The organism is Flavobacterium sp. S87F.05.LMB.W.Kidney.N, assembly GCF_004366435.1.
Lineage (GTDB): Bacteria > Bacteroidota > Bacteroidia > Flavobacteriales > Flavobacteriaceae > Flavobacterium.
This window is the reverse complement of record NZ_SODX01000007.1, coordinates 150586-163957: the sequence shown is the minus strand read 5'-3', so window position 1 is coordinate 163957 and position 13372 is coordinate 150586. Positions and strand designations below refer to the sequence as shown.

10 protein-coding genes are annotated in these 13372 nt (G+C 33.1%); 4 read left to right on the top strand and 6 right to left on the bottom strand.

The annotated features are described in order from the left end of the window. Positions 1 to 9: 9 nt before the first annotated feature. Positions 10 to 2301, bottom strand: coding sequence for a family 20 glycosylhydrolase (locus EDB96_RS19585; RefSeq protein ID WP_134142685.1), 2292 nt, complete (start codon positions 2299 to 2301; stop codon positions 10 to 12). Between the two features lie 158 nt (positions 2302 to 2459). Here EDB96_RS19585 and EDB96_RS19580 point away from each other — a divergent pair, with 158 nt between their 5' ends. Continuing rightward, the gene (locus EDB96_RS19580) at positions 2460 to 3236 is read left to right on the top strand and encodes a DeoR/GlpR family DNA-binding transcription regulator (RefSeq protein WP_134142683.1); all 777 of its coding nucleotides are present in this window, start codon (positions 2460 to 2462) and stop codon (positions 3234 to 3236) included. Here EDB96_RS19580 and EDB96_RS19575 read toward each other — a convergent pair. Genes EDB96_RS19575 through EDB96_RS19560 form a run of 4 tightly spaced genes read right to left on the bottom strand, consistent with a single transcriptional unit; the run spans position 3233 to position 7237 of the window. Then, positions 3233 to 4303, bottom strand: coding sequence for a dipeptidase (locus EDB96_RS19575; RefSeq protein WP_134142682.1), 1071 nt, complete (start codon positions 4301 to 4303; stop codon positions 3233 to 3235). The genes EDB96_RS19580 and EDB96_RS19575 overlap by 4 nt on opposite strands. Positions 4304 to 4315: 12 nt before the next feature. Continuing rightward, on the bottom strand, positions 4316 to 5407 hold the full coding sequence (locus EDB96_RS19570; RefSeq protein WP_134142680.1) for a D-TA family PLP-dependent enzyme: 1092 nt from the start codon (positions 5405 to 5407) through the stop codon (positions 4316 to 4318). 38 nt (positions 5408 to 5445) lie between these two features. After that, the gene (locus EDB96_RS19565; protein WP_091135337.1) at positions 5446 to 5913 is read right to left on the bottom strand and encodes a RidA family protein; all 468 of its coding nucleotides are present in this window, start codon (positions 5911 to 5913) and stop codon (positions 5446 to 5448) included. Between the two features lie 4 nt (positions 5914 to 5917). Beyond that, on the bottom strand, positions 5918 to 7237 hold the full coding sequence (locus EDB96_RS19560; RefSeq protein WP_134142679.1) for a GntP family permease: 1320 nt from the start codon (positions 7235 to 7237) through the stop codon (positions 5918 to 5920). Positions 7238 to 7420: 183 nt separating this feature from the next. Between EDB96_RS19560 and EDB96_RS19555 the strand changes: the two genes are divergently transcribed. Further along, positions 7421 to 8188: an amidohydrolase gene (locus EDB96_RS19555; RefSeq protein WP_134142678.1), complete on the top strand. Its 768-nt coding sequence runs from the start codon at positions 7421 to 7423 to the stop codon at positions 8186 to 8188. Here the strand turns inward: EDB96_RS19555 and EDB96_RS19550 are convergent. Beyond that, positions 8185 to 9873 carry an Ig-like domain-containing protein gene (locus tag EDB96_RS19550; RefSeq protein WP_134142676.1) on the bottom strand — a complete coding sequence of 563 codons (1689 nt, stop codon included), beginning with the start codon at positions 9871 to 9873 and terminating at the stop codon, positions 8185 to 8187. The genes EDB96_RS19555 and EDB96_RS19550 overlap by 4 nt on opposite strands. A 146-nt stretch (positions 9874 to 10019) precedes the next feature. Between EDB96_RS19550 and EDB96_RS19545 the strand changes: the two genes are divergently transcribed. Together EDB96_RS19545 and EDB96_RS19540 are read left to right on the top strand one after the other, a co-directional pair. Then, positions 10020 to 11051 carry a hypothetical protein gene (locus tag EDB96_RS19545; protein ID WP_243839384.1) on the top strand — a complete coding sequence of 344 codons (1032 nt, stop codon included), beginning with the start codon at positions 10020 to 10022 and terminating at the stop codon, positions 11049 to 11051. Then, complete coding sequence (locus tag EDB96_RS19540; protein ID WP_134142675.1) at positions 11011 to 13368, top strand: hypothetical protein; 2358 nt, start codon at positions 11011 to 11013, stop codon at positions 13366 to 13368. The genes EDB96_RS19545 and EDB96_RS19540 overlap by 41 nt, the downstream gene beginning before the upstream one ends. The last annotated feature ends 4 nt before the right edge of the window (positions 13369 to 13372 follow it).

Sequence of the window (13372 nt, the reverse complement as noted above, 5' to 3'; positions counted from 1 at the left end):
ATGTTTTGTCTATTCATAAAATAATTGCGATGCGGTAATTTCTTCTTTCTTTTTTCCTTCTTTCTGAATAAAACAATTTAAAATTGTGCCACCGGTTAAGTCAAAATAACTGATGTTGATTTTATGAAAACCTTTTTCTAGTTTAACTGCTCCGTAATCTTCATTTGCCCAATGAATGCCGTCATTATCAACAATTAATTCATTGTCTATAAAAAGCTTTGATCCGTCGTCTGAAAGGGTCGAAAAAGTATAATTTCCAGTTTCAGGTATAAAGATGTATCCGTTAAATTTTAAACCAATATAACGTTCTAATTTTGTTTTCCATTTTTCAACGCTAATTTTGCCTTCAAAAATTCCTGTCGCTGCAGGTTTTGAAAGCTCCAAATCCAGAACTTGTTTAAATGTTCCTGTATAATATTCATATTTCAAACCATTTTTCTTAGGCTGAATGGCCAAGGCTGATTTTAAATCTGGATTTTGAACGATGATTTTATTAATAGAACTTCTTTTACCGCTTTCGCTGATTTGAATCGTTTTGATGATTCGATATTCTCCTTTTGGAATATTTATGGTCACTGGATTTTGATACAATTCTGCCGTTTCATCAGGATTATAACCGTCAATTGTATAAAAGATCTTTCCGTTTTTTATAGTTGGTTTTAAATCTAAAATATATTTTGATGCAATTAAAGCCATTTCATCAGCACCAAAAGGCGTTGGAACTTTATATAATCGATCTTCTAATTCTAACTTTTCTAAATGATAGGGCAGTTGATTTTGAATAAAATGGTTGTAGTTTTTATTCGGAGTTTCTGTCCATGCTATTTCAGCCAGAGTAAAAATTCTAGGATAAAGCATGTAGTTTAATTTTGCAGGACTAGTTAAATATTCAGACCAAAGATTGGCTTGAACTCCAATGATATATTTTTGTTCTTCAACCGTTAAACTATCTACAGGAGTTGGATTGTACTGATATACTTTTTCCAAAGTACTTAATCTGCCAACGGTAAGCGGTTCATTTGGAGAATATCCCTGATTGTAATCAAAATAAACCGTTCCTTCTGGTGTCATTACAACTGGGTGTTTCAGTTTTGCCGCATGAATTCCGCCCGATTCTCCACGCCAAGACATAACGGCAGCGTTTGGGGCGAGTCCACCTTCGAGGATTTCATCCCAGCCAAAAATCTGTCTTCCATTAGCATTCAAGAATTTTTCAATTCTTTTAATAAAATAACTCTGTAATTCATGCTCATCTTTTAAACCTAAAGCTGTAATTCTCTGTTGGCAATTTGGGCAGGTTTTCCATCTTGTTTTTGGGCATTCGTCTCCGCCGACATGAATATTTTTACTTGGAAATAATGCCATGACTTCGGTTAAAACATCTTCTAAAAAAATAAAAGTTTCATCTTTTCCCGCACAAAATACATCTTCAAAAACACCCCACAATTCTATAACTTTATAATTTCGATCTGGAAAACAAGCTAAATTTGGATATGCTGTAACGGCGGCGGAAGCATGGCCCGGCATTTCGATTTCTGGAATTACATTCACATAATTATCTTCGGCAAATTTTACAACTTCTTTAATTTCTTCCTGAGTGTAAAATCCTCCGTATGGATTTCCGTCGAAAAAAAATGGCGATCGTTCAAATTTATTTCCCACTAAAGTTTGAGCTCTTTTTGAACCAACTTCGGTCAGTTTAGGATATTTTTTTATTTCGATCCTCCATCCTTGATCGTCGGTTAAATGCCAGTGAAAATTATTTAATTTATAGCTGGACATTTGTCTGATAAAATCTTTTATGACAGCAACAGAGAAAAAATGACGGCAGACGTCTAAATGCAGGCCTCGGTAACAATATCGGGGTTGATCTTCAATAATTAGACAAGGAAGTTTGATTTCTTTTGAAATTTTGTTTGGAAGAAGCTGAAGTAAAGTTTGAACTCCATAAAACAACCCTTCTTCTTTTCCTGAAACTATAATTTTTTTAGAAGTAATTTCGATTTTATAGGCTTCTTTTGATGTGAAATTCACATTTGTATTAAAGTCAATTTTTACATCTAATTTCTTTGAAGCAGTTTGAGAATTGAAAGCCGTTTCTAAAATTTGAGCCGATTTAAATTCCCTTTCACTGTAATTTTTATTCACAAAATTGATTTGAACTTTTCCAATTATACGAATACTGTCTCCTGTTAATTTGTAGAAATTTGGAGCTGGAATAATAGAGTTATTCTGCTGGAAATTTTGAGCGGTTCCATTTAAAAAAGAGAGAACAAAAAAAAGGTAAAGGAATTTTTTCATAAAAGAAAAACTTTAGAATTTATTAAAATGGAGTTTTAAAGATAGTAAATGGTTTTAAAATCAGATTTTTAAATTTTTTTATTAATAATCGAGCTTTTGGTTTCAATGAATTATTTACTGAAATGTTTATTTTTGTAATAAGAAAAAAAACAATCGGCATGAGTACTGAAAATGAAGTTTTAAATTATAGTAAAGAAGAACGTAAAAATCATATTCTAAAAGAGATCAATCTGCACACGCGTGTAAGTTTTGAAACTCTCTCAGCTAAACTTGGTGTTTCTGAAGATACTATTCGCCGTGATATTAATGAACTCGACGCTGATGCACTTTTGATTAAAGTAAAAGGCGGCGCAATGACCAAAGGATATCACTATTCTTCATCTAACCAGACTTATGCAGTCGAAGCCAAACAGGTTATTGCTCAAAAAGCAGTCGGACTACTTCATGACGGAATGGTTTTGATTGTTGACGGAGGAACTACCATTCGTGAATTCATCCGATTAATTCCAAACGATCTTAATTTAACCGTTTTTACCATTACAGCTTTAACGGCCGTACAACTTTTAGATAAGCCCAATATTAAAACGATCATGATTGGCGGCAGTATTTCTTCTTACAGTCAAATGTGTGTGAGCGGAGAAGCTTTTCATCAATTAGCCAACATAAAAGCAGATCTTTTGGTTTTGGGAACAAATGCATTAGACGTAGACGGTGGTTATTCTGATTCGGACTGGGAAACTGTTCAGGTAAAAAAGGCAATGATTCAGGCTTCTAAAAAAACCGCAGTTTTAACAATTACGGAAAAATTAAATACGGTTCTTAAAATGAAAATTGCGAGTTTGTCTGAAGTAAACTATGTTATTACTGAGGAAGAACCTACTCACGAAAAACTAAAGCCATATAAAAGCGCCGTTCCAAGTCTGGTTGTGATCTAATCCCAATGTTTTACTAAAAAATCAATCCAATTTTGATGAAAAATTTTCTTTAAATCTTCATCAGAGTAACCGTGACTTTTAAAAATTAAAACCAGTTTTTGTAAATCAGCAATCGTATCTAAATCATACGGACATTGTTCTGTTCCAAAAGCGCCATCCAAATCAGAACCAATTCCAATATGATTTGCATTTCCTGCAAGCTGGCAAATATGATCCATGTGTTTGAAGGCGGTTTCGAGATTACAATTCATTTTCTTAGGATCTGAAATACCTCTTTCCCAATTTGGAACCATCATCCATGCATCTAAAGCGCCGCCAATAACAGCTCCTCTTGAAACTAAAGCTTTGATCATTTCATCACTGTATTGCCTATTATGATCAACCAAAGCTCTGCAATTGTTATGACTTGCCCAAACGGCGCCATTAAAATGATCCAAGGCTTGCCAAAAAGCATCATCGCACAAATGCGTTGCATCGAGAATAATATTTAAACGCTCCATTTCTTTCAATAATTCGATGCCATTTTGATTCATTTTTCCAGTTGCATCAGTTCCGTTTGCATATCGGCCAGGACCATAATGTGCGGGGCCAACAGCTCTCAATCCGTAATTATGGGCTCTTTCTAAATAAGAAATATCTATTATAGAATCTGCTCCTTCCAAACTCAAAATATATCCAATTGGTTTTTTGTCGTTTGGAGTTCCGTTATTCCATAAATTAAAATGATTTAAAAGCGATTTTTTATCTGTAATCTGCGTCATTTGCCCAGCTTCTTCCATGCTTTTATACCACGCAAGCTGACCTTGTGTTTGCGACCAAGCTTGTTCTGGAGAATTCCACCCAGGAATAATACTATCAGGTTTTACAAATCTTGCAATTTGAGTCGCGACCACAATTCCGATATTACCTCTTCTGAGATCAGGAAAAGAAACCGTTGCACGTTCTCGATCTGGTTTGTCAGTCATTCCTTTTTCTAAGTTTCGTAAAGTTGGAACATCGTTTCTCAAATCTCGATTCCATTCCATCGCATTCATGCTGAGATCTAAGTGGGCATCTAATATAAACATAACATTTAAAATTTAAATAGTACTTTTTCGGCCTCGAGCACTAACTGGCCATTGCGCATAAATCTGCTGTTTTTTATTTACCGCCTGAAGATTATCGTACAAAGCAACAGTCGGGCAAACATGATAAGGTTTAGCATAAATAATATTGCCAATTTCATATTGGTTTTGACCTCTGTTTTCAAGAATCAAATGTTCTTCTGAATGTGCGGTTGGAATCAAATTTTCATCATTTAAAATGGTCAATCTTTTATCAATCGGATTTTCAGATGAAACGGCTTTATAGCCAATATCTACGCAAAATGTATTTTTAGTCGGTTTAGAAATAATTGTTCCAACGATTACTAACGCAGGTTTGAAATCTTGTTCAGGTAAATGAATTTGATAATTCGAATCCCAAAAAACAAAAGTTCCCGGACTGCACTCTACATTTTCCTGCGCTGCATAAAACGGAAAAGTATTAGAACCGCCAGCGACAATTTTAAAGTTTTCTGCTTTATTGATAATCTGTTCAAAGGACTTAGAAGCTTCTAAATTTCTTTCTTCAACAGTTCCTTTTATATGGCCGTCATAAATATGGATTCCTTCAAATTGAAGATTTTTTAATTGTGAAATAGCATCAATTAAGCTAGTCCAATTTTCTGAAATCGAAAAACCAGTTCGGTTCATTCCTGTATTTAAATCTAAATAAACGGAAAGAACGAGATTATTTCTTTTGGCAATTTCGTTTAAATCTGAAGCTGTTTTCAGATTGTCTGCAATAGTTGAAAAATGAGTTTCAGGAAATTTTTTAATTAATGAAATCCATCTTTCCACTTTTAATCCAACAGGTTGATACGCTAAAAGAATGTCTTCGATCTTCTGATTTGCGGCAAGTTCTGCTTCGGCTATTGTAGCGCATTTGATTTTCTTGATGTTGTAAATTTTAAAAAGCTCTAAAACTTCGGCATTTTTATGTGTTTTAATGTGTGGACGTAATCGTTGTGTGTCGCCTTTCACATAAGAAATCAACTTTTCGATATTTTGACGTACTCGATCTTCGTAAACTGCTAAAAACGGAGTGTCAATAAGTGTTTCGGAATTTATTTTCCACCAGTTCTTTTGCATAATCTTGGTTTTTAGCAATTTATAAAAGTGTTTTAGGCTTAATACAATTCAAAAAGTGCCTCAACTTCGACAGGAATATTATCAGGAAGCGAACCAAATCCGACTGCACTCCTTACTCCGATTCCGTTTTCCTGTCCCCAAACTTCTGCAAATAATTCGCTGCATCCATTAATCACATAAGGATGTTTTAAGAAATCAGATGTACAATTCACCATTCCGAGCACTTTGATCACTCTTTTTACTTTACTTAAGCTTCCAAAATTGGTTACGATTGTAGAAAGCATTGTTAGTCCAACTTGCCTTGCTGCTAATTTTCCTGCCTCTATATCCATATCTTCTCCAATGCGTCCGATAATTAAAGATTTATCGTCTTGTACAGGTCCATGTCCTGAAAGATACAAGTATTTGCCGTCTACTAAATAGGGTTTGTAAATTCCTAAAGGCTGTGGAGCAGGAGGAAGTGACAAACCTAGACTTTCGAATTTTTCTTGCGGATTTAAACTCATGATTTTAATGTACTAAAGCGTTTAAAATAAAAATAAATACAATTCCTAAAACAGAAACCAAAGATTCCATTACGGTCCAGGATTTAAAAGTGTCTTTTAGACTGATATTAAAATATTCTTTGAACATCCAGAAACTCGGATCGTTAACATGTGAACACATTAAACTTCCAGCGCCAACAGAAAGTACAAAGAGATTGGGGTCGAGATCGTTAGCTTTTAGTAAAGGTAGTAAAACACTGGCAGTCATTAATCCTGCCGCTGTTGCAGAACCCACACAAACACGAATAATCGCCGCCATAGACCAAGCTAATAAGAAGGGGTGAATATTAACTTGGTTTAATGTGGCGACGATAGTTTCATTTACCCCGCTTACAATCATAACTTCTTTGAGACAGCCGGCACCTCCAACAATCAGCACAATTAAAGCAACATCCTTTATGGCCTGTGTATAATCATCCATTACAGAAGACATGCTTCTATTCATTTTAATTCCTAAAGTATAGGTGCAAAGAAGCAGTGAAAGCAGCATAATTATGCTTGGGTCTCCAATGATTTTACATATTGAGATTAATTTTGCATTATTTGAAATTAACGGAAGCAGAGAAGTAATTGTTAATCCGAAAACGGGAAATAAGGCAGAGAATAAACTCAAGCCAAAACTTGGAAGTTTGCCTTCGTTCGTTATTTCTTCAACATTTAGAATTTCGTGATCAGATTCGGTTTTAATGTTTTTAAAACGAGTTGAAAACCATAAACCCGCAATTAAAATGGTCGGAACTGCAATTATGATTCCGTAAATTAAAACCAAGCCAATATCTGCTTTTAAAATACTGCTCAATGCCATTGGTGAAGGATGGGGAGGAAGAAAACCGTGTGCAACAGAAAGCGAAGCGAGCATTGGAATTCCTAAATAAACTTTTGATAATTTAAATTGATGGGCAACGGAAAAAATCAATGGAACTAAAAGCACAAAACCAACACTGTAAAAAAGCGGAATTCCAATTATGAACCCCGTAATCATTAATCCTAAACGAACATACTTTCTGCCCGTCCAATTCATTACGGTTTTAGCAATTACTTTCGCAGCTCCAGATGAAACGGCAAGTTTTCCAATGCAAGTTCCAAAAACAATAATTAATGTTATCGAACCAAGCATTTCACCAAGACCCTTTTGCAAAACAGGTGAAATAGTTTCGACAGGCAGACCGAGAAAAAGTGCGGCTAAAAGTGAAGTAATTATAAAAGCAATAAATGGATTAATTTTAAACCAAGCAATCTGTAAAATCAAGAAAATAATGCAAGCTGTGAGTATAAGAATGCTCATGATTTTGTATTGGTTTTTAGTTAGTTATAATTGTGGTTGGAATTTCAAATATATAAAATAATTTCACACATCGCATTTTTTTTGCAAAAATTGCATTTTTTTTGCAATGGTAATGTTAAAATTGTTCGGTTATAACTAAAGAATAGGCTGATGTTTTCTACCTTTATATCAAAATAATTTGAAATGAAAATTGCTTTAATCCAATCTGATCTTACCTGGGAAAATGCGGCTGTAAACAGAGAAAATTTTGATCTCAAAATCAATGAAATCAAGGCTGAAGTAAACTTGATTGTGCTTCCTGAAATGTTTTCGACAGGATTCACAATGAATCCATCTGCAATTGCCGAAACGATGGAAGGAGAAACAATCGAATGGATGAAAGTAAAAGCAAAACAAAAAAATGCTGCAATAACAGGAAGCTTAGTTATTACAGAAAATGGAAAATATTACAATCGAATGTTTTTTGTTTTTCCGTCAGGAGATTTTCAATATTATGATAAAAGACATTTGTTTTCGCTGGCGGGAGAAGACCAGTTTTACACTGCTGGAACTCAGAAAGTAATTGTTGAATATTTAGAATGGAAAATTTGTCTTCAAATTTGTTACGATCTGCGTTTTCCTGTTTTCGTTAGAAATGTCGAAAATTATGATCTTCTTTTGTATGTTGCCAATTGGCCAAAAGTTAGAACAAACGCTTGGGACACTTTGCTAAACGCGCGCGCCATAGAAAATTTAAGCTATGTTGCCGGCGTAAATAGGGTAGGTTTTGATGATAATAATTTTGAACATAATGGTCATACCCAATTAATTGATTTCTGGGGAAATTATATAATAAAGCCACAAGAAACAGCAGGTGTTTTTGTGGCTGAATTGGATAAAAATATAATGTTAGAAACCCGAAGAAAACTTAATTTTCTAGGTGATCGTGATACTTTCGAAATTAAAATCTAGAAAGCTTTCCGTTTCTTTTCTTCATCTTTTTTCTTTTTCTCGTCTTGTTTTTTCTCGACTTCTGGATTAAACGGAACACTTAAATCGATAGTTTCGTTTCGATCCCAATTGGCGCGGACATCAAATTCTTCCTGATTGTAGAATACTTCTTCAGAATATCGTTTTTCTAGGAAACTACCCGTGTCATACATCTTGTTTTTGTTGTCATCGTAAATAATACGCACCGTAAAAACTTCTGGCTGGAGCAAATTAAATTCTAAAGTTGTTGCACCTTCAGAGTAATCGCTGGCTAAAACAACATCTCCTTTTTTATTCGTCAATTCGACAATTATAGGAAAACGTTTTACATTTTTTAGATTTAAAATGATGTTTCCATAATCTGCTGCTTCTTTGGTGCTGAGTTTATAAGATAATGTATCGTTTGTTTTTTCATAAAAATCAGTCAAAGCGCCTGGCAGGAAAGTAAAATTGTATTTTTCTAAAGGCTCTTTTTTGAAATCAATATATAGTTTTTGATCAAATTCGTCATATTCAGTCGTATACGGAACTGCTACAGAATCTTTATTGACTAAAGTGATTTTAGATTTGTCAAATTTTACCAAAGGAGTTTCGGTCTCCAACGTAAAGCGCTCTCTAAAATTAATTTGGCCATTTTGTACCGCTTTGATATTAAGAGTATCCTTTTTTAAAGCTTTGATTTTAAAAGAAAACTTCTTGTCGTAGTTTTCTTTTGAAACTTCAAGCGATAATGAATCTGCTTTTATCGGTTTGTACCAAACTTGCAGGGAATCCTTTTTAGGAAACTGCGTAACTATAGTTTCTAGAACTTCGCTTCCGTTTTTAAGGATAATTTTCGGTTTCGAATTCTTAAAATTCTGTTTTCCTTCATAAGGAAGGAACAATCTATTTCCAGAAGCTTGAATAGGTTTAAAAGTTTTTAAAGGCAGTGTTTCTTTAAATAATTCTACTTCGTAAACAGTGTCAGTCGGAATCGTAACATAATTTTTAAGAAACCCAATTTTATCATCTTTCGGATTAAATTTATTGTTGCTTCCCTTATCCTTTAATGCCACTAAAAGATATTTTCCTTCTTTTAGATTTTCAAACTGGAAAGTTCGCATACTATCCAAAGTGTTGGTGATATAACGCGGAAATTCTTTGTAAATAGTAGAATCTTTAAATTTATCATTTACTTCATAAAGCATTACCGAAACAAAATTATCTACATGTTTTTCGTATGAATCTTTAATTCGTCCGTTCAGTTTAAGCGAATCAATATGAGATCCTGTGGAGAAAATATATTTAAATTGGTTTAAAGCATTTCCTTCATTATTATCCGTAATAGCCTGCCCGAAATTTAAACTGTAAGTTGTGTTGGGCTGTAAAGTATCTTTAATTTCAATCTTAATAAATTTACTAACGGTACTTGGTGTAATTAACGGTTCATTCTTTAATGGCGGAGAAATAATCAACTGTTTATTGGTATTTTTCAGCTTAACATATTCGTCGAAATTTAAAGTGATAGTGTTTCCTTTAAAGTTTGTACTATAATTTTCAGGATAACTTGATACCAAAACCGGTGCTAAAGTGTCTTTTAAACCGCCTGTAATACTGCCTCTTTTAGCGCAGCTTATCATTGATATTAAAATTATAAATGAAATATATTTTAGAGTGTTTTTCAACATAACGGGTTTTCAATTTGATTGCACAAAATAACGATTATATTTGCTTTAATTGAAATTTTTTATCCATTTATTAGGATTTAAAAAAATTACATTTCTGTTTATTTTTTATGGTTTCGAATATTTTAAAGAGCCATAATTTCTTACTTTTGGGTTTAAATGTAATTTTCCAAGTTTTGTTAAAGCGACTTTTTCCAATTTTATTTCTCTTTTTACTCTTCTCCTGCAGTAAAAACGAAAAGACTGTTATTTCTTTTTATTATTGGAAAACAATATTAAAATTTTCAAAAACGGAAAGAGAAGTTTTAAATGAAAACAATGTTCAAAAGCTTTATATAAGGTATTTTGATATTGGAGTTCATCCAGAAACGAAAAATCCAATTCCGGTTAGTCCAATTCGCTTTGACGAAAATCTTAATCAATATGCTGTTGTTCCAGTTGTCTTTATTCAGAACAAAGTAATGCTGCAGCCCAATCTGGATGTAAATGATTTGGCTGAGAAAACATTTGATTTTATTGAACAGATCAACCAAAAGAATAAAATATCTTGTGACGAAATTCAAATTGACTGCGATTGGACATTGAATAGCAAAGACAATTATTTGAAGTTTGTGGAAGTTTTTAAAAAGCTATCGAAGAAGAAACTTTCGGCAACAATTCGACTGCATCAGGTCAAATATTTCAAAAAAACAAAAATCCCAAATGTCGATTCTGGAGTTTTAATGTACTACAACATGGGATCGATTGCGCCAGATTCCCTAAATTCTATTTACGATCAAAAAGCAGCTTCAAAATATTTGAAGAGTTTGAAGAAATATCCGCTTCATCTTGATTTGGCACTTCCCATTTATTCTTGGGGAGTTCACATTAGAAATAATAAAGTAATAGGACTTCGTTCGAAAATGAATATAAAAGACCTGCTTCAAGATTCGAATTTTGAAAAAATAAGCCCGATTTTTTTCAGAGTAAAACAATCTAACTATAAGAATGGTATTTTTTATGAAGAGAAAGATTTATTGAAAATAGAAGAAATCAGCACAAAAGATTTAAAAGAAATGGCAGACGATCTGGATGAAAATCTGCCACAAAAACCAAAAGAAATTATATTTTACGATTTAGACGAATTCAATTTAAACAATTATGAAAAGAATATTTTTGAACAAGTTATTTCTGAGTTTTAGCCTCGCTTTACTTTCGATATACGGAATTATTTATGCCTGTGCCGGCGGAGACGACTGGGATTTCTTTGGTTATAATTCTAATTTTACGCCAGAAACTTTTGCAGACAAATCCTATTCTCCTCTATTTTTATCAGGAGGAATTTTTTACGGAATTGGTTTTGATACGCAGCACAATTCCCGTTTTAATGGAAACATAAAATCGGATTGGGCGAATTACCTTAAAGGAAAAGTTGACACAACAACAGTAAATTATTTTTTGATTGGTGACGAAAAGCCAAGATACTATTCTGACGATAAAAATGCGATTAAAAACAAAGAAGAAATTACAGATCTTCATGTTTTTTATAAAAGCAAAAAAGAAAATAAGAGTTCGCAGAAATGGGGAAAAAAGATTAATTTGAAAGACGAGAAGATTAAGGATTTTATTGAATTCTTGTACTTAGCTCAAAAAATTGAAACGGTTTCTATTGGAGAAGATTACTGGAGTTACGATCCAGTGGTGGCAAAAACATTCAATGATGCAAAGATGATTCAATCTATCGAAAATGTGTACAACACTTTATCAGATCCATTTTTGAAAAACAGATATTGGTTTTTAACGATGAAGGCTCGTTTTTATAGTAATGATAAACAAAAAGCAATTGACTTTTTTAATAAAACAGAAAGTTCTGTAGCAAAAAACACTTTGTATTACCGTGCTTTGGCGTATGTTGCCGGAATCAATTACCAGCAGAAAAAATATGCGGTTTCTAATTATTTATATGCCCAGGTTTTTGATAAATGTCCAGAATTACGCGTGGTAACTGCGTATAGTTTTCACCCCAAAAATGAATCGGATTGGACCAAAGCTTTAGCAATGGCTAAAAATAATAGCGAGAAAGCAGCGCTTTGGGCAATCCACGGTTATTATAAAGATGAAAAACAGGCGATCGAAAAGATTTATGAATTAGATCCGAAAAGCGAACATTTAAACTATCTGGCAACAAGATTGGTGAATTCGCTGGAGCAAAAAATCAATAATTCTTTTCAGCAGAATGCAGGCGAAAATCAACCCATGAAACCTCAGACAATCGCTGAAAATAAAAGTGAAAATCAAGCAAAGATAGACCAAAGTGCATTTGATTTAATTGCTAAAATTTCTGCAGCGGGAAATACAGAAAAACCATATTTGTGGGATATTGCAATAGGCTATCTTCAAACGCTAAAAGGCGATTATGCCAATGCAGACAAGAATTATACTAAAGCAGTAAAAACACTGCCAAAAACCGAACTGGCAAGTTACCAAATTCGATTATTGCGTTTTGTAAATAACTTGAGCAAAATAGATAAACTAGATGATAACAATGTAAAAACAGTTTTAGCAGATCTAAATTGGATTTATTTTGAACTGCCAAAAACTTATAAAGGAAGTGAGTTCCGTTATCAAAATGCTTTTCAATGGAGTAAAAATTATTTGGCAGCTTTATACAAAGCAAAGTCAAATCCAGTAATGGCAGAATTGTTTAACGAATCGCGTTACAGCTATTGGAACGATGGAAATTCATTTTATGATAATGAAAAGGAATTGCTGGCAATGAAAGCTTTTTTAGAAAAAACCAATAAAACCGAAATCGAGAAAATTGGTGCTGGAATTTATAGTTTGAAATTGAAAGATATTAATAATTTTCAGGCAGTTCAGGCGACTTTCAAAAACAAAATTCCTGAAGCGATCGAATATTTGAAGCAGACAGATTCAGTTCAATATTATAAATTTTTAGGAAATCCGTTCAACGGAAGCATTAAAGATTGTCACGATTGTGATCATGTCGCTTATCAAAAAAGAAAATATACCTACATGGATTTTCTGACTACGATAAAATCGATGAAGGAAAAATTGGCGCAGAAAGAAGATGTTTATACCAATAGTCTTTTGTTAGGAAATGCATTTTATAATATTTCTCATTTCGGGAACGGAAGAACTTTCTACGAAATTAATATTGTGGGTTATGGCTCGAGTCCGTATTCGTTTAGAAATGCAATGAAAGAAATGATTACCAATAATTCAGTTTCGAAAATGTATTACCAAAAAGCTTTTGAAGCTGCTTCGAACAAAGAACAAAAAGCAAAATGTCTGTATCTGATTTCAAAATGCGAACGAAATGATTATTACAATAAAAAGTATAATAACATAAACAGTTACTGGGAAATTCAAGATGATAAAGTTAATTTTATTGCTTGGAATTCTTTTAAAGCTTTAAAGAAAGACTATTCAGATACAAAGTATTATCAAGATGTAATTGCAGAATGTGGTTATTTTAATACTTATGTAAATCAATAAAATT

What these genes read in the sequence shown, in the direction of transcription:
- EDB96_RS19540 (WP_134142675.1), top strand. Translation starts at nt 11,011, where the DNA reads ATGAAAAGAATATTTTTGAACAAGTTATTTCTGAGTTTTAGCCTCGCT.
- EDB96_RS19565 (WP_091135337.1), bottom strand. Translation starts at nt 5,913, where the DNA reads ATGAGTTTAAATCCGCAAGAAAAATTCGAAAGTCTAGGTTTGTCACTT.
- EDB96_RS19575 (WP_134142682.1), bottom strand. Translation starts at nt 4,303, where the DNA reads ATGTTTATATTAGATGCCCACTTAGATCTCAGCATGAATGCGATGGAA.
- EDB96_RS19550 (WP_134142676.1), bottom strand. Translation starts at nt 9,873, where the DNA reads ATGTTGAAAAACACTCTAAAATATATTTCATTTATAATTTTAATATCA.
- EDB96_RS19555 (WP_134142678.1), top strand. Translation starts at nt 7,421, where the DNA reads ATGAAAATTGCTTTAATCCAATCTGATCTTACCTGGGAAAATGCGGCT.
- EDB96_RS19560 (WP_134142679.1), bottom strand. Translation starts at nt 7,237, where the DNA reads ATGAGCATTCTTATACTCACAGCTTGCATTATTTTCTTGATTTTACAG.
- EDB96_RS19580 (WP_134142683.1), top strand. Translation starts at nt 2,460, where the DNA reads ATGAGTACTGAAAATGAAGTTTTAAATTATAGTAAAGAAGAACGTAAA.
- EDB96_RS19585 (WP_134142685.1), bottom strand. Translation starts at nt 2,301, where the DNA reads ATGAAAAAATTCCTTTACCTTTTTTTTGTTCTCTCTTTTTTAAATGGA.
- EDB96_RS19570 (WP_134142680.1), bottom strand. Translation starts at nt 5,407, where the DNA reads ATGCAAAAGAACTGGTGGAAAATAAATTCCGAAACACTTATTGACACT.